23 protein-coding genes (1 of these 23 only partly in view) are annotated in these 21,997 nt (G+C 46.8%); 16 read left to right on the top strand and 7 right to left on the bottom strand.

The window, feature by feature from the left end:
* Positions 1-169, top strand: the 3' portion of a protein-coding gene (locus tag ACTNE6_RS03890) for a hypothetical protein (RefSeq protein WP_194970496.1). 35 nt of this gene lie to the left of the window's left edge; the window shows 169 of its 204 coding nt (coding positions 36-204); the start codon falls outside the window, past its left edge; its stop codon occupies positions 167-169.
* 88 nt (positions 170-257) lie between these two features.
* Here the strand turns inward: ACTNE6_RS03890 and ACTNE6_RS03885 are convergent, their stop codons facing one another.
* Positions 258-656, bottom strand: coding sequence for a hypothetical protein (locus ACTNE6_RS03885; RefSeq protein ID WP_442498671.1), 399 nt, complete (start codon positions 654-656; stop codon positions 258-260).
* Positions 657-817: 161 nt separating this feature from the next.
* Positions 818-1,024, bottom strand: coding sequence for a SlyX family protein (locus ACTNE6_RS03880; RefSeq protein ID WP_194970498.1), 207 nt, complete (start codon positions 1,022-1,024; stop codon positions 818-820).
* 266 nt (positions 1,025-1,290) lie between these two features.
* Here ACTNE6_RS03880 and ACTNE6_RS03875 point away from each other — a divergent pair, with 266 nt between their 5' ends.
* Positions 1,291-1,662, top strand: a complete 372-nt coding sequence (locus tag ACTNE6_RS03875; protein WP_194970499.1) for a DUF6164 family protein — start codon at positions 1,291-1,293, stop codon at positions 1,660-1,662.
* A 205-nt stretch (positions 1,663-1,867) separates the two neighbouring features.
* Here the strand turns inward: ACTNE6_RS03875 and ACTNE6_RS03870 are convergent, their stop codons facing one another.
* Positions 1,868-2,215 carry a DUF2956 family protein gene (locus tag ACTNE6_RS03870; RefSeq protein WP_194970500.1) on the bottom strand — a complete coding sequence of 116 codons (348 nt, stop codon included), beginning with the start codon at positions 2,213-2,215 and terminating at the stop codon, positions 1,868-1,870.
* 315 nt (positions 2,216-2,530) lie between these two features.
* Positions 2,531-2,896 carry a DUF3301 domain-containing protein gene (locus tag ACTNE6_RS03865; protein ID WP_442498670.1) on the bottom strand — a complete coding sequence of 122 codons (366 nt, stop codon included), beginning with the start codon at positions 2,894-2,896 and terminating at the stop codon, positions 2,531-2,533.
* Positions 2,897-2,976: 80 nt separating this feature from the next.
* Between ACTNE6_RS03865 and ACTNE6_RS03860 the strand changes: the two genes are divergently transcribed.
* Complete coding sequence (locus ACTNE6_RS03860) at positions 2,977-3,390, top strand: GFA family protein (RefSeq protein ID WP_442498669.1); 414 nt, start codon at positions 2,977-2,979, stop codon at positions 3,388-3,390.
* A 230-nt stretch (positions 3,391-3,620) separates the two neighbouring features.
* Here ACTNE6_RS03860 and ACTNE6_RS03855 read toward each other — a convergent pair whose 3' ends face one another.
* On the bottom strand, positions 3,621-4,436 hold the full coding sequence (locus ACTNE6_RS03855; protein WP_442498668.1) for a sterol desaturase family protein: 816 nt from the start codon (positions 4,434-4,436) through the stop codon (positions 3,621-3,623).
* A gap of 729 nt (positions 4,437-5,165) precedes the next feature.
* On the opposite strand from ACTNE6_RS03855, the gene ACTNE6_RS03850 reads away from it, so the two are divergent.
* The 13 genes from ACTNE6_RS03850 (at position 5,166) to ACTNE6_RS03790 (ending at position 18,037) form a co-directional block, all read left to right on the top strand.
* Positions 5,166-5,687, top strand: a complete 522-nt coding sequence (locus ACTNE6_RS03850) for an Hsp20/alpha crystallin family protein (protein ID WP_434482208.1) — start codon at positions 5,166-5,168, stop codon at positions 5,685-5,687.
* A 51-nt stretch (positions 5,688-5,738) separates the two neighbouring features.
* Positions 5,739-5,966 (top strand): cold-shock protein, encoded by a 228-nt coding sequence (locus ACTNE6_RS03845; protein ID WP_194970503.1) that lies wholly within the window; start codon positions 5,739-5,741, stop codon positions 5,964-5,966.
* 398 nt (positions 5,967-6,364) lie between these two features.
* Positions 6,365-7,405, top strand: coding sequence for a helix-turn-helix domain-containing protein (locus ACTNE6_RS03840; RefSeq protein WP_228779127.1), 1,041 nt, complete (start codon positions 6,365-6,367; stop codon positions 7,403-7,405).
* Positions 7,406-7,639: 234 nt separating this feature from the next.
* The gene (locus ACTNE6_RS03835) at positions 7,640-8,746 is read left to right on the top strand and encodes a Do family serine endopeptidase (RefSeq protein ID WP_442498667.1); all 1,107 of its coding nucleotides are present in this window, start codon (positions 7,640-7,642) and stop codon (positions 8,744-8,746) included.
* A 58-nt stretch (positions 8,747-8,804) separates the two neighbouring features.
* Positions 8,805-9,260 carry a hypothetical protein gene (locus ACTNE6_RS03830; protein ID WP_442498666.1) on the top strand — a complete coding sequence of 152 codons (456 nt, stop codon included), beginning with the start codon at positions 8,805-8,807 and terminating at the stop codon, positions 9,258-9,260.
* Between the two features lie 14 nt (positions 9,261-9,274).
* Complete coding sequence (locus ACTNE6_RS03825; RefSeq protein WP_442498665.1) at positions 9,275-9,814, top strand: HPF/RaiA family ribosome-associated protein; 540 nt, start codon at positions 9,275-9,277, stop codon at positions 9,812-9,814.
* A gap of 693 nt (positions 9,815-10,507) precedes the next feature.
* Complete coding sequence (locus ACTNE6_RS03820; RefSeq protein ID WP_194970508.1) at positions 10,508-11,311, top strand: hypothetical protein; 804 nt, start codon at positions 10,508-10,510, stop codon at positions 11,309-11,311.
* A gap of 337 nt (positions 11,312-11,648) precedes the next feature.
* Complete coding sequence (locus ACTNE6_RS03815; protein ID WP_442498664.1) at positions 11,649-12,527, top strand: HEAT repeat domain-containing protein; 879 nt, start codon at positions 11,649-11,651, stop codon at positions 12,525-12,527.
* A 428-nt stretch (positions 12,528-12,955) separates the two neighbouring features.
* A complete protein-coding gene (locus tag ACTNE6_RS03810) occupies positions 12,956-13,405 on the top strand; it encodes a hypothetical protein (protein ID WP_442498663.1) in 450 nt (149 codons plus the stop codon).
* 104 nt (positions 13,406-13,509) lie between these two features.
* Positions 13,510-14,025, top strand: coding sequence for a TlpA family protein disulfide reductase (locus ACTNE6_RS03805; protein ID WP_442498662.1), 516 nt, complete (start codon positions 13,510-13,512; stop codon positions 14,023-14,025).
* A 165-nt stretch (positions 14,026-14,190) separates the two neighbouring features.
* Positions 14,191-14,406 (top strand): DUF4266 domain-containing protein, encoded by a 216-nt coding sequence (locus ACTNE6_RS03800; RefSeq protein ID WP_194970512.1) that lies wholly within the window; start codon positions 14,191-14,193, stop codon positions 14,404-14,406.
* Positions 14,393-17,101, top strand: coding sequence for a DUF3570 domain-containing protein (locus ACTNE6_RS03795; RefSeq protein WP_442498661.1), 2,709 nt, complete (start codon positions 14,393-14,395; stop codon positions 17,099-17,101). The genes ACTNE6_RS03800 and ACTNE6_RS03795 overlap by 14 nt, the downstream gene beginning before the upstream one ends.
* Positions 17,102-17,128: 27 nt before the next feature.
* On the top strand, positions 17,129-18,037 hold the full coding sequence (locus tag ACTNE6_RS03790) for an FAD:protein FMN transferase (RefSeq protein WP_442498660.1): 909 nt from the start codon (positions 17,129-17,131) through the stop codon (positions 18,035-18,037).
* Positions 18,038-18,095: 58 nt separating this feature from the next.
* On the opposite strand, the gene ACTNE6_RS03785 is transcribed toward ACTNE6_RS03790, so the two are convergent.
* Together ACTNE6_RS03785 and ACTNE6_RS03780 are read right to left on the bottom strand one after the other, a co-directional pair.
* Positions 18,096-19,058, bottom strand: a complete 963-nt coding sequence (locus ACTNE6_RS03785) for a glycosyltransferase family 2 protein (RefSeq protein ID WP_442498659.1) — start codon at positions 19,056-19,058, stop codon at positions 18,096-18,098.
* 4 nt (positions 19,059-19,062) lie between these two features.
* A complete protein-coding gene (locus tag ACTNE6_RS03780; RefSeq protein ID WP_442498658.1) occupies positions 19,063-21,987 on the bottom strand; it encodes a glycosyltransferase in 2,925 nt (974 codons plus the stop codon).
* Positions 21,988-21,997 lie beyond the last annotated feature (10 nt).

Genomic DNA, 21,997 nt, shown 5'->3' with positions numbered 1-21,997 from the left:
TATGCGACAGGAATTTATAAGTCAATTAAGCGAAGCGTTCCTTGCAACCAAAGGTTACGGCATCTATGCTTATTTAAACCCAGTAGATGTTAATGACTTGTTTAATCAGTATATTGATCTTGATATTTCCGCCAAAGATTTTGCTCGAAAATTTGTTAAATCAAAATAAGTTAAGGAGCCACCAGCCGCCTTTCACAACATTTTGCAAATCTGATAAAAATAATCGATTAGCGTTTAATCGCAAATCAACAGATCGACTACATTGTTTGCAAATTTTGCAAACCATACTTTGCTATGGAAGCAATTTCCTCATCCTGGTCATTAACAAATTTCTCTAACGCATGCCCTCGCTTCACTAGAATAAAGCGAACATAATCATTTTCGTCCTTAACTAAGGCATCCAGCAGCGTTTTATCATCGCAGTATTTTGCCACTGTCGCACGAACACGCCAATTATCATCATTGACCAGTATTTCATGCCCCACCTTTTTGCGAGCTACCGCAGCCCTTACTAACGCAGATTCATCATTGATCAATGTATTTAAAGCAAAACATAAATCGATACATTCTAATTTGATATATTCATCAGACTCTTTCAATATATCTTCTTCGCTGTAACTTCTACCTGAAATTGTCACTGTTTCATAGTTTGCCATTTTTTCGCCGCCATTAACCTCTGCACTGATTGCACATTTTATTTAAAATAGCCCTATAATTCATTAATTTGTAAGTTTTTTGTGAAAGAAATCACTTTTAATTCTGTTCCAATTTTTTAAATCTTATTTTTATCATTTCTCTTTTGGATCATTTTTAATTACTAATAGTGAGGAGGCGTCTGATCAATGTTCTCTTCTGTATTTACAACATTTAACAGACTCTTAATGCGTTCATTAAGCAATTTGCAAGTTGATTCTAGTCGACTAATTTGCTGTTGGTGTTGACTAACTATTTTATTTAGCTCTTGAATAAGGTCTTCTTGATAAGCTACTTTTATTTCTAGTTCTATTATTCGATCTTTATGCATAATTTATTTATTGAAATTCCTGATTGGCATTGCAATTTTTCTCCCAATTTATTTGATTCATGAGCTTTATTGCCGAGCTAGAATGAAAGACTTGTACTTTCAAATATGCGCTAAATTACAATAACTTTTTTATTCACATGCAGAGTTAGAGAGATAATTTGCATGATCTAGTCTGCCTGAAAAAAATAACGTTTTATTGAATTTATGGTCAAAGAATCACTCACTCAAGCTCAAAATGACTTAATGTTTTAATCTTAATTTTTGAAATGTCCACTCTACTATTTCGACTTACAAATGTTCCCGAAGACGAAGCCGATGAAATTCGTGCATTATTACAATCAAACGGGATTGACTATTACGAGACATCTGCTGGAAACTGGGGCATATCCATGCCTGCACTCTGGCTGATAAAAGATGAAGATCTTTTCAAAGCCCGGCAATTGCTTGATGAATACCAGCATCAAAGGCTGATCACCGAGCGTGAAAAATATCTGCAACTAAAAAAATCGGGAGCAAATGTCTCATTTATCAGCAGCATCAAAGAAAGGCCATTGCGATTTATTGTTTATTTAGGAGCTATCCTGTTTATTCTATATATCTCCGTTAAGATGGTGTTTGAATTTGGCTTGAAATTCTAGCTTTTATCATTCTCATTTCGCCTGAACTTATTAAGCCTCTGCTTGAATTTCTCTTTATTGGAACAGTGGTACAGTAAAATCAAAAGCATAGGCCAAACTAAAAGAAGCAGTAGTTTAAAAACAGTTCCAAAGCCCATAATCGCCACCTTATTTAGTAGGTCCGAAATCTAGTGCGTTGCGTGCTTCCCCATAAACCTATAAATTTTCAAATCAACAAATAAAAACCTAGACCCACCCATGTCAAGATTATCAACCACCAAGACAACCTCAATACTAATAAAAAACATGCCCGCCAATGCGTTTGATAAATATGTAGTTCCTGTATTTGCTGGCTGTCTAGCTCCGCCAACCCTGCATATTGACTTAAAACTTTTTTAAGTTTTCCATTTAGGCATATAGCGCTACCTTTCTGTTGCCTTCTATACGAATCAATCCTTTTTCGAATACCTTGGACAATCAGTTTGATTTCGCTGGGCAACCGGACCTCCCTAATTTCTTTTACTGCTTCATCCTGAACCTTTCGCGATGGCTCTTGATAATTCTGTCTGATCATAATTTATTGATTTCCCATTCGCTTAATGAAAAAAACAATTTTTACAAAACGAAAATCATCAAAGCAAAGACAAAAGCTATAGTCCAAAATAGAGTAAAAACTCTTTTATTGGCAAGCCCTGCTGTTGCTTGCTTCAACTCGACCGGTAATTCATATTTAGTATGACCCGACCTTATGATTCTTCTGCATTGTCCGCGTAATGAGCTTCTTTCTTCCAATGCCAATTCTTCGGCAATAAGCTCTTAAATTTTCGAGTAAAACGCCGTATTCCGAACATTTCAACTCATAGTCACTTCGTCCATGAATACACAATCGTTACTCATCCACCAACTCTTCATAAAACCTTTTTTCACACTCATTTCCTGCCCCTTTAGGCAATCGATACGGTTCCATTTGAATTGATTCAATCCGATATCCTAACATTACAATTTGTCCGTTATATCGCTCATTTCCGGTTGAAGAAAATTCAAACTGAAATAATCGGCACAAATGCATTTTCCCTGTTTTATCTCTTCTTAACTTGAGATCATTTAAAGCAATATAGTCATCTAGCATTTGAACATCCATATCCAAGCAATGCTGCCTGGTCGCTTTAATCGCTATTGATTTTATCTGCTGGACACTAGACCAGTACAGATAAGCCATGATTAATAAGCTGATTAAAACAATATCAATTACCATGCGCTATGGACAGTTAAAGTTCCGGTATGTTGCGCTCATTATATGAAGATTTATCATAAACTATTGTTTCTGGAGACATTATGAAACTCCCTATTACTGGTGGTTGTCTTTGTGGAGCTGTCAGGTATGAAATTTCAGCCAAACCCATAAGCGGTTTTAATTGTCATTGCCGATCATGTCAAAAAGCGCTGGGCGCCCCTTATTTAGCAGCCCTGCTTGTGTCAGCGCCAGATCTTAAGATAACCGGCAACTATAAAGAATACGCAACTATTGCTGCCAGCGGCCATACTGTTTATCGAGCCTTCTGTCCCGAATGCGGGAGTACACTGTTCGGCAGAAACAGCGCTTTTACTGAATTAAGACCAGTTAATGCGGCAACACTGGATGATCCAAGTATTTTTCAACCGCAACGGGATATCTGGGTAGCCGATGCCCAACCATGGGACTACATGAACCCTGATGTAGCAAAATTTGACGGCAATCCATGGCATTAATCACTCATTCTATAAATTTACCAATTTTTAGGCTTACCCATATCATTGTCGAGATAATTTATGACTTCTCAGCTTAATGTAATTGAAACATAGCCTAAATCAACTGTTAAATATCTATCTTCACGGTTTAAAGGCATAGATTGAGATGAAATCATATATCCGCTTTTATGAATCCCATCCTTAGGCAAGCGTGTTGTTCAACAGAAATTCTAACAATTTATGCCCAATAGTTATGGATAAGCCCGTGAAAACCCGAAAAACAGCAATTCAATAAAGCTTCGGGCCTTCACATATTTAAGACCAATTTCCGCAGGTTTTACCTCGATCATAGTATTGAATAAGCGATCCCATATTGAAAATACGGCGCCATAGTTGCGATCATGCTCTTCTCGCCGAACTGAATGATGAGCCCTATGCAAATAGGGAACAATGATAAACTGGCCCAGCCATTTTTCGCCTGGAACTGAAATATCCATATGATGAAATATGACAAATACAGTAATAACAGCTTCACTGATGATCACTACGGCCTTATCCACACCTAATACAATTATATAAAGTGCTTTTATGCCGGTAGTCAGCAACAACTCAACAAAATGCAAGCGAAATGCTGTTGAAGTATTAAAGAAAGGATCGCTATGATGCACTTTGTGAAACATCCACAGGAAGCCAAAGGTATGATTAGCCTTATGCCAGAAATACAAAGTCAAATCGAGAAGCATGAATGACGCCACTATCTTAATAATGGGATTAGAAATCTGGCTCAGCAATCCTCCTGTAGAATACTGATCAGCAATAGTCAATAAAGAGCCAACCGACAAGAGCGACATCACTGCGCTATTGAAAATAAACAGAACGATGTTGGTTAAATAGCTTCGCCGAAAAGTTTTTAACGGCTTCTCACGGGTATAGAAGCCTTCAAATATCAACATGGCGATGAAAGCTATCAGGATCACAAGCAATTGTAGTTGCTCGTAGGTAGTTTCAGGTAAGGACAATTGAACAATAGGAAATGAAAGTTCGGAACAAAATTTTCGCAGCATCATATCCTCCTTATATTTTAAGTACGAATAAACTTACAATTTAAGAAAATTTGACGTCTTAACTAACAATTCACTTGATGCTCTAAAGCTATACTAAAATTATTTACCCTTACAATTCAAAAGGTTAATATTACAAAAAACGCTTAATCTCTTCAATCCTTCTCTTCTACGTTGCGTCATTAATATTACCATTCAATCTAGCAAGCGAACCTTAGTCGCGCCTTATGAGTAAACAGAAAACCTGAATAATTTTTATGCCTTATACTCAAGATGCTGAGGCATAAAAAATGTCCTGCAAATTGACTGCCATTTCATGAAGTTTTCATAATTTGGCAAACAAGTTTTCTATATTCTGCAATTTATCAGTGATTTCTGAGATAAACAGATCTGTCGACAATGGGTGATTCTACAATTGATTATTGCTTTCTAAAGGCAACCGAAACAAGTTAGGAAAATTTTGAGCCTGATTTTATGAAACAACAATCACTCTAAGGCTCAAAAACACCCATTAAGATAACGATATGATCAATTTGCGTTGATTTACCTAGGTATTTGCACCAATTCTACTGCTTCAGAAAATACGCTACATTTTGTCTCAGGAAAAAACTAGAACCTTTGCTTAAGCTTTGGAATTTTTCTACAAGTTCTGGCATTGATTCACTTCATCCAGATTATCTGCATGAAGATTTTTTCCGCTGTATTTGTCAGTTGTGCATAGTTAGGACGAAATTTATGAGAAAAGATAAAGACAACGATAAGGATATCGCTAAAGCAATACCAACCTCGTCGCTCCTGGGCATTGGGTTGATTGCTTTTGATGACTTGGATCGTTGGTTTGACAATCTACTTTCTTGCCGCTGGCCGCAACCGGACCGGAAATTTCCAATTTGGCTGGAAAGAGAATGCTCTCTAAGCCGAAATTTTTCAAGGATTGATATTATCGAGCACGATAATGAAATAAAAGTTCGGGCCGCCCAGTCAAGCGTAAAGAAAGCAAATCCGGACGTTTCAATCAGCAATCAGACTGTCACTATCCGTGCATTTTCCAAGCAGGAAAATGAAACAAAAAACGAGGCTTATTACTGCCAAGCAATAAACCGCGGTGAGTTTCAACGGACTTTATCTTATCTACTCGTGTGGATGGCGAGAAAGCTAAAGCATCATGCAAGGATGACATACTTGACATTACCATACCCAAATCAGAACAAAATAAGCGCAGAAACATTGAAATTATGTGATGTCTGCTTACTTTGAGCTGCTTTTTTCGAAAAAACACTTTTTTTAATACTTTAGGATTCTTGAATTATGTCTACTAATACATCATCTACTACTTCTATTACTGGCACTGTTAAATGGTTTAATGCTGACAAAGGCTTCGGCTTTATTGAACAGGAAAAAGGCCCGGATGTTTTTGTCCATTACAGCAACATTAATAACCCAGGCTTTAAATCGCTCAATGATGGACAAAAAGTACAATTCAACGTTACAAAGGGACAAAAAGGCCTTCAAGCTGAAAATGTAATTGTCATTTGATTTGCAGCCGGGTGCTTTTTATATCCGTTCCGCGTCCGATTTAATGGCGCTAATTTCATCGCCTGAAAGGAGGGTCTGGGTCAGATGGAGACAATAAGAAAAAAAAGCTTATTTATCGCACTCACCCCGACCCGCTCTAGTAGCGAAAGGCAATATCTTCTAGCTGAACGATAGAAAATAGGCGTTGTACCCTGAAGAGAAGATTATTTTATTTAATTCAACTGCGTTATAGGCAATTAATTGAATAGCAACAAAGCTTATCGGCTTTATCTTCTCGAAGGGGGACTTTTATAAAGACGGCGTTGAATAGATCAACAATAATTACAAGCATCTGCCAATTCCAATAACCGAAGCCCATCGTAAAAGGATTCCTTAACATTTGAAAAAATGGAGTGAAAATGACCCGATCACAATTCATAGGAGTCCCCATTGAGTTAGATGTAGATTTGCATGATGGGGAAGAATTTCTGGGGCGATTCAAAACCAGCGCAATCAGCTTCAATGAAATCAAGCTTGCCACCAGAGAAAAGGTACTAGGCGGTCGCCATTGCGTTGACATTACTTTTACGATTAATCACGGCATCAATAAATATTTCAGGATGAAAGGCATACTTTCACATCAACCGGAAAACAGTCTAAAACTGTCTTTTTCTCGCTCTTATCTGAAATACTTTGAGGCAATTAACCAGTTGCTGATGACTATTGACGAACCGGACGCGCAGCCGGTCATAGAGCCAACCAGAAACTTTGATGTGTGCAAAGACTGCACAACCTATTCATCCTGCCTTATGTCCAGTTTGGAAGCCTCCGATCGCCAACAACTGCAAAGCATCATTTCTCAACAATATTATCTGGACAGCGGCCAACATATCTTTCATGCAGAACAGCCATTTCGATACCTGTATCTGGTCCGTTCCGGCACGATCAAATCCTGGTGTGTTTTCGGAGATGGTCACGAACACATCATTCAATTCCATTTTCCTGGCGATATCATAGGATTAAGTGCGATCAGTTCCGGTTTTTATGACTGTAACGCGACAACGCTGAATACCTGCAGTCTTTGTAAAATACCGTTTGATCAATATCAAAAGCTGGCTGACAACGCCCCTTCACTCGGCCATCAATTTGTCAAGCTGATGAGTCGCGAAATCGTTCAGAACAAGCATTTGATGGAATTACGGGGCAATAGAAGCGCGCCCGCACGCCTCGCCATTTTTTTGAATGATCTGTCTCGAAATCTCAGCGAGCGCGGATTCTCCGCAAACTCTTTCAATTTGCCTATGAGCCGACGTGACATAGCTGATTATCTTGGTCTCGCTGAAGAAACGGTAAGCCGGGCTTTTAGTCAACTTCAGGATGAAGGGCTGCTGGACGTCCAGCGCAAATATATCCGCATACTCAACAATAACAATGATATGAAAAGCTTCAATGTCCAATAGCCGCTCCATAATAAGGTATTAACTGCATACTCCTCATCCTGTTTTGGCCGATTCTTTAGATATATGCCTGGAGCAGTTCTTACTTAACTATTGGGTTAAATACCGCTCAACTGAGCTGAATCAGCGTATAAATTCTAACGAAAAGCATAATTAATTTAGAATTTTTGCCCGCATACCGGTTCTAATCTTCAACTTAGAATAAATTTGCCACTAGCAATGAGGTACGGAGCAACTATGAAAAAACAGTTTTTCATATATTCCCTGGCAATTGCTCTAATGACGGCAATATCAGCTCATTTACAGGCAATAGATGCATGGGCTCAAGTTCCTATGAGCAATAACCCTCTGCCGGAAATGCTAAAAAAAGTCATTCCGGCTGTCGTCAATATCTCCACTCGTATACGATTCAGTCAAAGAGAAAATCCTTTATTGAAAGCCCCTTCCTATCGTCATCTATATGACAAGTCAAACAAAGCGATGGAATGGGAAGTCCAAAATCTTGGATCAGGCGTTATCATCGATGCCAGCAAAGGCTATGTCATTACTAATCATCACGTTATTGACAAAGCCGACCAAATAACAGTGACATTGCAAGATAACCGAAGCTATAACGCGACTGTGGTAGGCAGCGACCCAAACACAGAAGTCGCCTTGATTAAAATCAAATCCGACAAATTAGTCGAGCTTCCTCAGGGTAATTCTGATGTATTACAGGTCGGCGATATCGTCGTTGCGATAGGCAGCCCTTTCGGTCTTGGCCAGACAGTCACCTCCGGCATAATCAGCGCATTGGGTCGTTCCAGCCTGGGCCTGGAAGGCTATGAGGACTTTATTCAAACTGACGCATCAATCAATCCCGGAAATTCCGGCGGCGCTCTGGTTAATTTGCAAGGTGAATTGATCGGCATCAATACAGCCATAGTCGGCCCTAATGGCAGCAATGTCGGTATTGGCTTCGCGATTCCTATTAACACGGCTTATCACGTTGTCAATCAAATCATCCAATACGGCAATATTGAGCGAGGCCAGCTAGGGATTCAGATTCAAAGTCTCACCCCGAGCCTGGCTCGGGTGTTTAATATTGATCGACAGGATGGCGCTGTTATTTCGGGTATTGTTCCTGGCTCCCCAGCCGATAAAGCGGGGTTGAGAAAAGGGGATATCGTCATTGCCATTAACGGTCAACCAGTGGATACCTCAACCAAGCTGAGCAACAGCATTGCATTGATGCGAGTGGGCGATAAGGTCATTCTTCATATCTTCCGCCAAGGCGAAGAAAAAACCATAGAAGCCCGAATAGCAAAACCCAATAATAAAACGAAACTTGTTGATCAATATTAGGCCTTTTCCTGACCAGACTTACTCACAAGTTGGTTTAAAAATACTAAGGAATCCGGTTATGAAAATAATAGAGCAACGGTCCATGAATATAAACCAATACCTTGAATCAATGAGTGAAGTTCGGAAAAGCTTTCTATTGATGGCCTGCATTTGGTTTATTTTTATGATAGCGAGCGGGGGACGCATGCCGCTTACCGCTCTACTGATTCAGCATAATCGATTTTTTGCGCTCTTTACCCTGTTCCTGGGCTGCGCCATGGATGCGATTCTAATAGTGGAACTGCTGCGATCGGCATTCCCGAGGACCCGGATATGGAGCGACATCAAACACTTCAGCATTATTGTCATTGTCTGGTTGATTTTGTTGCCGTTGTCGGTTCATGTACTGCTATTACACGCCAGGCCCAGCCTTGGCAGATCATCCGGTGCTCTACCGGGTTCAAGCCAGAATACCGGTATCTATTTTGTAGCCCAGCCACACAGCAGCTATTTCTGTCATTCATACTTTATCTGAGCAGGTGAATAATCATGCAAATCCCATTACAGATTACCTTTCGCGGCATACCTCATTCTGAGGCCGTAGAAGCCAGAATCCGCGAGAAAGTAGCCAAACTGGATAGATTCCATAGCCATATCATGAGCTGCCGGGTTGCCGTAGAGTCAGAGCACCAGCATCATCACCAGGGCAATCAATACCATATTCGTATTGATATCACGACTCCCCGAAAAGAGCTGGTCATCAGTAGGGAACATCACGATAAGCAAGCCCATGAAGACATTTATGTTGCCATACGGGATGCTTTCAGGGCGGCTGTAAGGCAACTCGAAGACTATGCCCGTGTTCAGCGTGGTGAAGTCAAAACTCATGACCTGCAGAAAACAGGAACGGTAGCACGCTTGCTGCCGGAGCAGGATCATGGCTTTATCGAGACAGTAGACGGCCGTGAAATTTATTTCCATAGAAATAGTGTTGTGGGTGAATTTGATCAGTTAGAGTTAGGCAGCCCAGTTCGCTATGTATTAGAAGAAGACGATATCGGCCCTCGGGCCAGCACTGTCTACCTGTAAATTCCTGTTATTGAATAACCTCCCCTTTTGATCTGATCGGCAGGAATATTTTTAAACAGCCGATCAGCCCCTTTCTTGGCATCTGGCAGTAGCTATTAAAAATAGGCTTTCTATCTTAACTACTTACTTTTGAGCTCTTGCCCATCATCTTTACAAACTCGTCATCGTAGAATCTGATTGTCTTGTCTGCTAGTGTAAAAAACTCCGCAGTTTTCATATAAGACAATGCATGGACGCAAGCATAAACCCGAAGCAAAATAATTAAACTATGTTAAATGACTTATTTTTTATGCGCCATATCACGCATTTTTATTTAATGTCCCCGATATATCGACTCTCCAGTAAAGGCAAGTGCTGAAAATCAGGGCATATCACACAAAAAACTATTACATTGGCTAAATACCCAAGTCGTTTTTTGAGAGTTTCTACTTATATCATGTGAAAGCAGCCGCTTCTCTACATGCACCAGAGACGTTGCAATCTCGGTATGCTAATCAGTAAAAATCATACAGTTAGAGATTATTACAATCCATTCAGTTGAAAACCGCCCTTCTCCTAATACCAGCAATTCTTATGGCACGTTTTGTGCTTTTATCTTGAAGTATTAAACACAAGGCAGACGGAGCGATTCGGTACTTCTGCCTTTCACTAAAAATACTATTAACAACAATAAAATGTCCTCGGAGGACTTCAATGCTAAGCTCGACACAATTTAAAAAACTGGCCCTTTGCTCAATGACAACCGCTATATTGGCAGCCAGCCAAAGCGGCTTTGCCCATACGCGGCTGCAAACTTCGACCATTCTTGAAAACACCCGAGTCTACAATAATGTAGTGATTGGACACGGTTGCGGTGAGGCGCCAGTGATGGGCACGAGCGTAGTATTTCCCGACTCAACCGCTACCGTTACTTCCAAACCCGCTGGATCGGCTGCCAATGTTGAACCCAAGGACGCCGGTGCCGTAACGGACTGGATTGAAGGCGCCGGAGAAGGTTATGCCAAGAAAGTCTATAGCAAAGAAATCTTTTCAGCCGAAGGCCAAAAAACTAATCCACAAACAACCAATACGGTCGGATTCTGGACAGGCGGCGGCGCTCTGCCGGCTCACAACTATGTGGGACTGGTCCCCTTTAAGACAGACGCCATCAAGATCAAATCAGCATCTTGCGCCAAGACCGTCACTTTCGTAGTACCTGTCGCCGATGTTTGTAAACTGACCAATGTTGCCGGATTCAGCGACCAAACCGTCAACCTGTGGTCGCCTATGGTTGGTTCTAATTTCGACGGTACAGCGGAACATACCCCGGCTACGCTGAAAGTGGTCAGAAACATAACAGGCACTCCGGCTACCGATACAACTGTTGCAGTTGACCCTAATCCACTGGATCCAAAGTGCGGTGAAGGACTGGACATCACCATCACGCCAACTGCCGACCAGCTTAACCGCGATATGCCGGCTATAGATAACGGCGTGCAAGTATGGCCTGCGCAATAAGGCTGTTTGAGTAACATCCTGTTACCTGCAACCGTACGGCTCAGTTCCTTTATTGCAAGAGCGGTCTGAGCTTTTACCAATCTACGGCGGTGGACATCGCCGTAGATTTTCATTTTAAAGTAAGGCCCTGCCCTTCTTAAAATGCATTGAACTTTTTTCCTAATTTTTCCCTAACGAGGAAAAGAGCCAGATCCTGCGGCCCACGCTACCAAAATTAGCAGCAAGTACAGGTGCTTTATGATTTCATTCCAGTGCTTCAGGCTTTTTATATAATTAGGCATTTGCTCTTTGACGAATAGAGCGTTGTAATGTTTGCCATATTGTGCGAGAGGCTGCCTTGAATTCAACTAAAACCTGGATAACCTGTCTGTTCTTGCTGATTCCCGGGCTATTATCAGCTGCCGGGAACACCAATGGACAGGAAGAACAAAACATCCGGGTAATCATGACCGAAGACGCAGGGGCCAAGTTGCAACTGGAAGCCAGGCAAGCACCCTTGGCACAGGTGCTTAACCGTATCTCAAACCAAACAGGCGTGCGCATAAATTACTCGGTTCTGCCCGAGGGACTGGTGACAGCGACCTGTGTGGGGCCAACCGTAAAACAGGTTCTGGAATGCCTGCTGGCTCGAAAAGCCGACCTTATTTTCCGATACGCATCCCAGACAGCAAAAACCGACTCGCCCAGACAACCCGCCGAAGCCTGGATTCTCGGAGCGAAATTCGACGCAAACCGGACCAATCCCGAGACGTGCTTATCCACTGAAGCTCAGCAACAAACAATGCTGAAAATGAATGAGGCCAAAACGCATGCTTTCCAGATCGAGCCCGAGCCGGATAAAACCGATGAGCTGGTAAAAATGGCAAAGTCAAAAAACCCGGCGGAGCGGGCAGAAGCTGTCGGGCGTCTGATGGCTGCCGGCCGGAAAGGCGACGCCTCCGTCAAAGAAGCGCTGGAAACGGCGCTCACAGATGAAGATGCAACAGTAAGAGTGCGGGCTCTTACCAGCTTATCGTATCGGGAAGGCGCTGGAGCGGCCGCCGCAGTGCGGGAAGCGATTCACGATAAGGACGAAAGGGTGCGGCTGACAGCTGTCGACCGGGCAGGAGACGATGCCGCGCTGCTCCAGCAGGCACTGACTGACGAGGCGGAAATGGTGCGTAAACTGGCCGCAATAAAACTGGAATCGATCTCGAAAACAAATGTTTCTCAATGATTATCCTAATAAACGGCCCTGCTCTTTTCTGAAAACCATGCCCAAACAAACCCATAGTGGATGCAGGAAAATCACATAGGAGAAGAGAAACAAAATAGGTTAGAATCGTCTGTTTACCCATGCCTTTCTATTTTTTAAGAAACGATGGGCTATTAAAAACAGAAATGTTTATTTTGAAACAACTGCATAAATCTGCTAAGTCAAAAATAAACTGTTAATAAATGAAAAGAACTACCGACAATCATAAACTTTAGTCGGCGGTTGTTGATAGTAGATCACTGGCATTAACATTTCTTTTTTCAATAAGAAATGGATTAAAGGGGCAAAAAGATAAATTCCGGTTGCCCAAACTAATAGATCGGTGACGAAATGAGCAGCACTTGCTAAATTAATTTTCCGCTAGCAGCCTGGCGGCACGAGGAGGATATATGAAATTTGCGTCTTTAAAAAAAGCTTTTATAACGGCATCAATTCTGGCCGCTGCCGGCCACATGAATCTCGCTTTGGCTCATGAATATACGGGTATAACAATAGGTACGGGTACCGTTGATTCAGGCGCATCCGATCTGGCTGTCGTCAATTGTGCTCCGGGTACGGATTATTTTGAAGCCCAGGTCAAAGACAGAACCGACCCGGTGCCAGGATTAATGGTTAATCTCCACATTGTTAACGGCACTCAAATGAAGACCATTGCGGATACCGTATCTGGAGATGCAAACTACACACCTTTTATCAAAGTTAGAGGCGGCGCAGGCATGTACTACGTAGCAGTCACTACAACTACTGTAGGGACAAGAGTATTCGATTTAAACTACCATTGCATGGCTGATAACGGAGATCATCCAGATACGGATATCTCAGTGCTGCAAGCCCAATAATTGCTAAATTCGGCGGCCCTTTGCCTGACCGCTGGCGCCGCCTTAAATCATTCATTGCCTGAATGAGCAATTGTCCCAACGCCTATAAAGCAAAAAATCAACAGATGAACCAGCGGATATTCACCTTACTCTGCGCCATGCTGGCGCTCGGTCCAGTTCAAAAGGCAATCGCGGCCGAAGCCGGCAACAAGGCGCCTGACTGCACCTTAGCATCGATCGGCGACGGTAAAAATTACAACTTGCAGCAATTTCAAGGCAAGGTCCTTTACATCGATTTCTGGGCCTCCTGGTGCCCGCCCTGCCTGAAATCCTTTCCTTTTCTGAATGAACTGGAACAGGACCTCAAAGATCGGGGACTGCAGGTCATAGCCATCAATATGGACGAGTCGGCCGAAGATGCCAAGGCGTTTCTGGCTAAAACCCCGGCACAGTTCATTGTAGCGGCCGATTCAAACGAGCAGTGCGCCAGGAGCTTCGATGTCAAGGCCATGCCCTCCTCCTACCTGATCGACCGCAACGGCGTCATTCGTCATGTCCAGTTGGGTTTCCGGCAAGGAGAAGCCGAGGAGCTTCGAAAACTGGCAGAACAGTTGCTGGCGGAAAGCTCAGAGAAGAAATAACGAAGATAGCTACCAATAAACTGCCTTCATTGCGGGCCGCTCTATCGTCTTCTATGTCCTCGGTCGTGGTATAGCTGAATATAAACTCTGACTGTGTTTTATGAACTGGCGGCAGTGCGGTTTGTACAGTTTGATCAGCTGTACCGATCTGATGAGAAACAATAAATGAAAATAATAAAACAAGCGCTACTTCTCGTCGCATGCGCCAGCGTGTCGGGCTGTGCGCAAGTGGCGCCATGGGAGCGCGGCAATCTGGCGAAACCGCACATGGCGCTGGATCCCACTCCCTTGCAAAGCGCATTCCGGGCACATATCTACGGCAGCCGTGAGGCCGCATCAGGCAGCGGCTCCGCTGAGGGAGGCGGCTGTGGCTGTTATTAAACCCAGATCAGCCAGGAACATGTGCAAAAAACAGCGCAAGCCGTCATCACCCATAAACGCTTCGTTACAGGCACTGACCGCCGCGGCCCTGGCCTTGCCGGGCCTGATGCCCGCATCAGCCAACGCCGCCGAGGAAGAAGCCAGCTTTCAATACGGCCACTACCAGGAAGGCAGGCGTGATCTTGCCGGCGTGAACAGCCGCTTCAATCCTATCGAGGTGGACACCATTCAAGGCAGCGGCAAAATCAAACTGTCCGACCGGATCAAGTTCGCATTCGACTACATCCAGGACACCTGGAGCGGCGCCACGCCGGTCGCGACCGCGCCGCTGTCTTTCGGCGGCAATAGAGAAGGCGGCATAATTGCCGGAGCAACGCCCTTTCTGCAAAACAACACGGTCTACTTTGACAGGCAACTGAATCCGCTCAAACGGGATCCATCAACCGGCCAGTTCACAGAAGACACGCAATTAGTGCATACGCTTTCCACCGCCTCGCCGGAAACCCGCAAGCAAGGAAACTTCAAGCTGGGTTATGAATGGGATGAGGCGGCGCTGGACGTGGGCGGCGGCATTTCCACAGAGAGAGACTATGAATCCCGGTTCGGCAGTCTGGCAGGACGTTTGGACTTCAACCAGAAGCGGACCAGCCTGAATCTGGGGTTGAGCTACACCAACAGCGACACCGACGCCATACTCGATCACGATGCCACGCCCTATATCTACGATACAGCCGCGGGTTTGCGCGCCTACAACAGCACCTCCACCAACAGCCAGATCGAACTCGAAGGCGGCAACAAAGTTCTGACCGGCAACAGGCAGGACTGGGCCACGACGCTTGGCCTGACCCAGGTGCTGAACAAAAATGCCCTGATTGAGACCGGCGTAGGTTACACGCGCAGCACCGGCTATCTGGCCAATCCTTATAAAGCTGTGGAAACCGCTTTCATCAATCCTGGACAAACGGGCGATGTATTGAGCGGGCTCTCCATCGGCCTGCTGGAAAAACGCCCCGATGAGCGAGATCAATTGACCGCCAACATGCGTTATGTTCAGTACATTGAAGGCCTGGACGCGGCGGTGCACTTCGATTACCGCTTTTTTCACGACGACTGGGGAATCAACGCCCACACTTTCGAAGCCGATTGGAGCCAGCCGCTGGGCGACGGCTGGACCGTTACGCCCAGGATACGCTATTACTCGCAGGACGCCGCCGACTTCTATACGCCCTACCTGGTCTCCCAGCAGGCCTACAGCCGGCCCGCCGTCGATGCGAACGGCAACAGGATCCTGCTGAATGCCAACGCGCCGAACACGGGACTGGAGTATATTTACGATGCCGGCAGCGGCAATTACGTCGACCAGAACGGCGGGCGGATTCCTGAATCCCAGTTTAACCCGATACCCAAGACCACCTATTTTGATCCTAAAAAGCTGCCCGCCCATTACAGCAGCGACCAGCGCCTGTCGGGCTATGGCGCTTTGAGCGGCGGCATCACCGTCAGCAAGCAATTCGCCAAAGGCGTCAGCCTTGAGGCAGGCGCCGAATACTATACGCACGCCGGCTCACTGAAACTGGACGGCGGCGGCGAAGGCGCCTATGCAGACTTCGATTTTTATATGGTCAACGCGGCGCTGAAAGTGGATCTGTCGGCGCTTTCCCTGTCCGGCGGCGAACATGCCCACCATCATCACGGCCACCACGGCGGCCACGCGCCGGCCGGCGTCATGTTCGACCACATGCTGAGCAAATCCGGCGACTTCATGGTCGGCTACCGCTACATGTACGGCACCCAGGCCGGCGATATGCTGCACGGCTCAAGCGAAATCAGTGACCCGACCATCGTCAGCAACGGCTGCGAAGGCAATCCCTGTTTTCTCGCTCCCAGCGGCATGAACATGCATATGCACATGCTCGATATCATGTATGCGCCGACCGACTGGCTGAACCTGATGCTCATGCCCCAGTTCGTCGCCATGGATATGACCATGCGCAGGCTGGACGGAGCGCCTGCACCTTCTACCGAGACCCAGCGCGAGCTCATCACGCATCACACCCTGCATCAAAGCGAGACAGGCGGCGTCGGCGATACGGGCCTGTATGCGATGTTCAAACTCTTCGACAGACCCAACCATCACCTGCATGCGACCCTGGGTCTCAGCGCGCCGACTGGCGACGTCGGCATCAGGCTCAGGGACACCCATCGCATAGAGGCCGGCTTTATCCATTACGGCATGCAGCTAGGCAGCGGCACCTGGGATTTCAAGCCGAGCCTCACTTACACGGGCCAGATGGACAAGTGGTCCTGGGGCGCACAACTTAGCGGCACCAAACGCCTTGAGGACAAGAATGATTCGGGCTTCGCGTTCGGCGACATCTTCCAGTCCACGGCCTGGGGCAACTACAGCCTGCTGAACTGGCTCTCGGCATCGGTGCGCGGTGTCTACACCATTCAAGGATCGATCCGGGGCCAATACAATGGCGTATTCAATCCGCTGGGGCCGATGGATTCCCCTTCCAGTCATGGCGGGCGGTACTGGGATGTCGGCTTCGGCCTCAACGCCGTCGTGCCCAGCGGCAGTCTTGCCGGCAACCGGCTCGGCGTCGAATGGCTCCAGCCTGTGCATGATGACGTCAACGGCTATCAGCTGCCGCGCGATGGCGCGCTGTCCGCCACCTGGAGCTATGCATTCTAACCCAGGTTATCGAGCGCCTTGGCTAGCATGAAATTTCATCACTGCACATTCAAGGCCATGGGCACGCCATGCGACATCCAGCTCTACGCCAAAACGCAGGCGGAGGCCGAAGAGGTTGCGGACACGGCCATCGCCGATGTCCACCGGCTGGAAGCGCTTTATTCCCGTTACCGGGACGACAGTTTTCTGTCCGCGATCAACCGCGCGGCAGCCGCGGGCGGCCGCATTAAGGTCGACGAAGAGACGGCCGGACTGCTGAATTATGCGGCGACCTGCCATGACCAGAGCGACGGCCTGTTCGACATCACCTCCGGCATTCTGCGCCGCGCCTGGCGCTTTGATCAGGACAGGCTGCCGGACCCGGCGCAGATTCAGGAACTGCTCGAAAAAGTGGGCTGGCGCAAGCTGCGCTGGAATCCTCCGGTGCTCGAATTCCCGATAGCGGGCATGGAAATCGATTTCGGCGGCATCGTCAAGGAGTATGCGGTCGACCGTGCGGCGGCATTATGCCAGGGCGCCGGCATCCGGCATGGCGTGATCAACCTGGGTGGCGACATCAAAGTCATCGGCCCTCGCGCCGACGGCAGCCCGTGGCACATCGGCATACGCGACCCTCGGTGCAAGGAAGCTGTCATGCAGACGCTCTTATTGCGGGAAGGCGCGTTGGCCAGCAGCGGCGATTACGAGCGCTGCCTCATGGTGGATGGCGTTCGCTACGGCCATATACTCAATCCCAAGACCGGCTGGCCGGTGCGCCACTTGACCGCCGTCAGCGTGGTTGCCGATTTCTGCGTCGTCGCCGGCAGCGCCTCGACTATCGCCATGCTCAAGGAAGAGGATGGGCCTGCCTGGCTGGATAGCTTGGGCCTGCCGCATTTGTGGGTGGATGCGCAGGGCAAATCCGGCGGATCGATTGAGATAAGCAACGACCTCTGAACGACTTGAACAGCAGACTTTTATCGGATGGATGACTATCAGGCCTTGGCAGTAAAGCTCAGTATTTTTTCGCCAACCAGAGCCTTTTATCCAAACTACGCCAAATAGCCATCACCGAAGCCCTGCGGTTGGACTGAATTTCACGCCGTTTACGCCACATTTTCGGGATGCCTTTCAGCGAATCCCGCTTGGCCCTCACTATCACCTTGCCTTTCCCATGTATTGAAAAATAAATAATGCTGACAAGGTTTAAAAATACATGAACCGGCAGCAAAATCCAAAATAAGCTTCCCGGCATGTTTTTTATATAGGTCCAAACCAGATTCCGGTGGCCGTGATAGACAGAAAAATCACTATGCTGCCCGCCTGTGCTTGCAGACCCGGCATGATACACGACAGCATCAGGCACATACATCGCGCTGTATCCCGCCAACCTTAAACGGAAACCCAGGTCGACATCTTCGACATAGCAGAAAAAGTCCTCATCAAACCCGCCTGTATTCACGAGCGCCTCACGGCGATAAAGCGCTGCGCAGGCGCAAGGAGAGAAAATCATGTCCGGAACAGCATCGGCAGCGCGCTCAGTGCGCCCATAACCGTTACGCCAAACCAGGCCGGATACATGATAAACATCCCCCAGCCCATCAATTACCTTCGGAAAACGTTGATTCATTTGGCGCGACCCAAAAGCGGCAACGCCAGGACAGGCTTGAGCAGCATTGACCAAGTTCATCAGCCAGTCCTTGCCGGGCGAGGCATCCGGGTTCAACAAAGCCACGAATTCGGTGTCGCATTCGCTCAATGCGCGATTGTTTGCCGCCGCAAAACCGAAATTATCGCCTAGAAAACGAACCGTTATTCCAGGCATTTGCCGGGCGCGCTGAGCGGAACCATCAGTGCTGCCGTTGTCCATCAGTAAAACCTGGGTGGGCGGATAGGACTGCTGTGCCAGGGATGCCAGACACTCATCCAATAAAGTGCCGCCGTTCCAGTTGACAATGATGACGGTAACTTCGCCCATGCGGTTATGACACCTCCATTGACTGCGCCGCTGATTCCCGTCCAGGGCGAGATACTGTTAAGCCTTTCTGCGTTCTTGGCGGCCAGGCCAAGCTGAAATCCTCAAAGTCTAACGTCAAGTTGGGGCTGTAGGCAGGATCGTTTAACAGAAGATTTCCCCAGCGCTGCTTCATATACTGAGTCTCTCTGGCGAAGCGCGCCCGCTTTTCAGGGGTGTCCTCGTAGCCGCGTGTTGCAGACTCATGATGAAATAACTGCGCATGAGGAGTCCAGACATTGCGATAGCCCGCTTTTCGTACACGCAAACAGAAATCCACGTCATTGAAAGCAATCTGCAGATTCGTTTCGTTAAATCCTCCAACTTCCTCATAGATAGCCTTGCGAATCACCAGACAGGCAGCGGTTACAGCCGAAAAAGACTGCATGAGATTTGCGCGCCCGAAATAACCATATTGGTGACGCAGCAGATGCTTATGAGCATGGGATGCCACCCCGCCCACACCTAAAATTACGCCCCCATGCTGAAGAGTATTATCAGGATACCAGAGCTTTGCGCCTACGCTCCCCACATCAGCTTGTAACGCATAACTGACCATTTCCGATAACCAATCCGGCGAGATGACTTCAAGATCATTATTGAGCAATCCCACAATCTCACCCTGTGCCAGTTTTACGGCGGCGTTATTAAGTGCTGAATAATTGAAAGGACGGTCATCGCGCACCACCTTTATCTTTGTCCGCGCGTCAGCTTGCAATTCATCGAAATAGCGAAGCGTTGCGGGATCATCCGAGCCGTTGTCAACGATCAGGATTTCATAATTCAAATAGGTGGTTTTTTTTCTAATACTTTCTACACATTGCCGGATCAGCTGCAGTCCATTTCTAGTAGGAATAATCAGGCTAACCATAGGCAATGAGTCTGGCAAAGCGTAGCGCACCCGGTACATCCCAAAATCCAGCGGACTAGCTGTAGCATTAATGCCTTGCCGTTGGAAATGTTCATTCAATGCCCTTTCTCCTGCAAGCAAAGCATAGGGTTTAGCATTTATGGATTGTGCCGCGCTTTCAGCATGCTTACGCCAGTGATAGAGCACTCGGGGAATATGGTGAATCTGCTTCGGTTGGATTCGCTCAATGCAGCGGAGGGCAAGATCATAGTCCTGCGAGCCTTCCATTCCCTTTCTGAATCCGCCGATTGAATTCAAAAGATCGGTCCGATAGACGCCGAGATGCGAAATCATGTTTTGCGAATAAAACAAATCTGCGTTCCAGTCGCATTTAAAATAAGGATCAAATCTTTTGCCAACTTCATCTACCTTGTCCTCATCCGAATAAATCAGATGAGCATCGGGATTTTGATTGATAGCATCAACCACCCAGAACAAAGCATGTTCACTCAGGAGATCATCATGATCCAACAGAGCCGCCCATTCTCCGCTGGCCAGTTCAAGCGCACTGTTGGACGCTTCAGAAATATGGCCATTGATTTCGCGGAATACAACCTTGATGCGAAGATCCTCACTCGCATACCGCTCCAGTACGGAACGAATCGCTTTATCGGTGGAAGCATCATCGGCGATACACAATTCCCAATGCGGATAGATTTGCTTGCGGACCGATTCTATGGCCTCAATCAGCCATTCCGGTTTAGGGTTATAAGTAGGCATCACTACGGAAATCAAAGGCTGATGAGCAAATTCGGCGATGGATGCATTCATGGTGGCGCGTGTATCATCAGTGAGCGTATCGTAACGTCGAATCCATTCCGCATAATCGTTACGATCAAATCCACCGGAACCCCAAGCCGGAGAAATCTGCTGCGATAAAGCGACAATCCTGAACCCATGCCTGATCCCGGTCAGTCCCTCATGGCGGTATAGATGCATTGCTTTATTGAGCGTGCTTCTTACCCCTCCGCCACGCCGGATAGCCGGCCCAATCAACTCTGCGGCGCGTCGGCCTCGCTTCAGTTGGTGGGAAACGACACGCAACGGCTGTGTAATTCTCCAACTTGTCGTGTTATACAATGCAGCAATATGTGCGTCACGCCCGGCAACCGCCGCATCGCGTTCGGCAACTACCGCATCACGCTCAGCAACCGCCGCATCACGCGCGGCGATGGCTGCATCGCGCTCGGCGATGGCCGCATTCAATTGTGCCTTATGCTCCCGCACATGCGCCATGATATCCAACAAATCTTCACGCTTCCATGCCTTGCGCCACTTTTCAAACAAATCCGCGCTGGCCTGTTGCGCGACCGCAGCATCCGGCCTGACGCCCTGCCCGTACGGCCCTCCAATTCGATAATAAGCGCTAAAGTGCGCTACAAAAATGAAATCACCGAAAGCCGCGGCCTGCAGCCAAAAATCCCAATCCTCATACAAATCAACCGACTCATCCATCCGGCACCCGGCATCCACAATCGACCGTGAAAACAATGCCGAATGGATTGGAAGGTAATTTCCGGCCAGTAATAGCGTTCGATCAAATGGCTGGCAAAAATGGCTGCCGCAGGGCTCCTTTTGTTCATTGACACCCGTCACACAGCTGTAAGCGACTTTTTTGTCCGGATTCCGCATCAGAGCATCCATCAGCATGGCTATATGCTCCGGCATGAACCAGTCATCATCGTCAAGAAAGATCAAATAGTCTCCAGCAGCATTGCTCAAGCCGATATTGGCGGCAAGGCTTCTCCGCAGCATGCTTCCTGTATTCACCACGCGCAACGGGAAATGTCCGCACCATTCGCCAAGCTCAGCATGTCCTTCGCCTTTCGCATTCACCACAAGCACTTCGATATTGGGATAGGCCTGCTGGGCAACTGAATCCAGCGCTTCCGATAACGTGGGCCTGTCCGTGCTGCGGATAATAACAGTCACCAATGGCAAATTCTCGCCCCTGTCCATGGAAAAATCGTTGTTTTTTTGCATAGTTATAGAT

Origin of the sequence: Methylobacter sp. sgz302048 (assembly GCF_052162025.1) — a bacterium.
GTDB lineage: Bacteria > Pseudomonadota > Gammaproteobacteria > Methylococcales > Methylomonadaceae > Methylobacter.
This window is presented reverse-complemented; position numbering and strand designations above follow the sequence as displayed.

Coding starts and splice junctions, on each gene's coding strand:
- ACTNE6_RS03780 (WP_442498658.1), bottom strand. CDS start 21,987: ATGCAAAAAAACAACGATTTTTCCATGGACAGGGGCGAGAATTTGCCA.
- ACTNE6_RS03800 (WP_194970512.1), top strand. CDS start 14,191: ATGAAAATAATAAAACAAGCGCTACTTCTCGTCGCATGCGCCAGCGTG.
- ACTNE6_RS03820 (WP_194970508.1), top strand. CDS start 10,508: ATGCTAAGCTCGACACAATTTAAAAAACTGGCCCTTTGCTCAATGACA.
- ACTNE6_RS03865 (WP_442498670.1), bottom strand. CDS start 2,896: ATGGTAATTGATATTGTTTTAATCAGCTTATTAATCATGGCTTATCTG.
- ACTNE6_RS03875 (WP_194970499.1), top strand. CDS start 1,291: ATGTCCACTCTACTATTTCGACTTACAAATGTTCCCGAAGACGAAGCC.
- ACTNE6_RS03880 (WP_194970498.1), bottom strand. CDS start 1,024: ATGCATAAAGATCGAATAATAGAACTAGAAATAAAAGTAGCTTATCAA.
- ACTNE6_RS03805 (WP_442498662.1), top strand. CDS start 13,510: ATGAACCAGCGGATATTCACCTTACTCTGCGCCATGCTGGCGCTCGGT.
- ACTNE6_RS03855 (WP_442498668.1), bottom strand. CDS start 4,436: ATGATGCTGCGAAAATTTTGTTCCGAACTTTCATTTCCTATTGTTCAA.
- ACTNE6_RS03790 (WP_442498660.1), top strand. CDS start 17,129: ATGAAATTTCATCACTGCACATTCAAGGCCATGGGCACGCCATGCGAC.
- ACTNE6_RS03870 (WP_194970500.1), bottom strand. CDS start 2,215: ATGATCAGACAGAATTATCAAGAGCCATCGCGAAAGGTTCAGGATGAA.
- ACTNE6_RS03845 (WP_194970503.1), top strand. CDS start 5,739: ATGTCTACTAATACATCATCTACTACTTCTATTACTGGCACTGTTAAA.
- ACTNE6_RS03850 (WP_434482208.1), top strand. CDS start 5,166: ATGAGAAAAGATAAAGACAACGATAAGGATATCGCTAAAGCAATACCA.
- ACTNE6_RS03810 (WP_442498663.1), top strand. CDS start 12,956: ATGAAATTTGCGTCTTTAAAAAAAGCTTTTATAACGGCATCAATTCTG.
- ACTNE6_RS03860 (WP_442498669.1), top strand. CDS start 2,977: ATGAAACTCCCTATTACTGGTGGTTGTCTTTGTGGAGCTGTCAGGTAT.
- ACTNE6_RS03785 (WP_442498659.1), bottom strand. CDS start 19,058: ATGGGCGAAGTTACCGTCATCATTGTCAACTGGAACGGCGGCACTTTA.
- ACTNE6_RS03830 (WP_442498666.1), top strand. CDS start 8,805: ATGAAAATAATAGAGCAACGGTCCATGAATATAAACCAATACCTTGAA.
- ACTNE6_RS03825 (WP_442498665.1), top strand. CDS start 9,275: ATGCAAATCCCATTACAGATTACCTTTCGCGGCATACCTCATTCTGAG.
- ACTNE6_RS03835 (WP_442498667.1), top strand. CDS start 7,640: ATGAAAAAACAGTTTTTCATATATTCCCTGGCAATTGCTCTAATGACG.
- ACTNE6_RS03885 (WP_442498671.1), bottom strand. CDS start 656: ATGGCAAACTATGAAACAGTGACAATTTCAGGTAGAAGTTACAGCGAA.
- ACTNE6_RS03840 (WP_228779127.1), top strand. CDS start 6,365: ATGACCCGATCACAATTCATAGGAGTCCCCATTGAGTTAGATGTAGAT.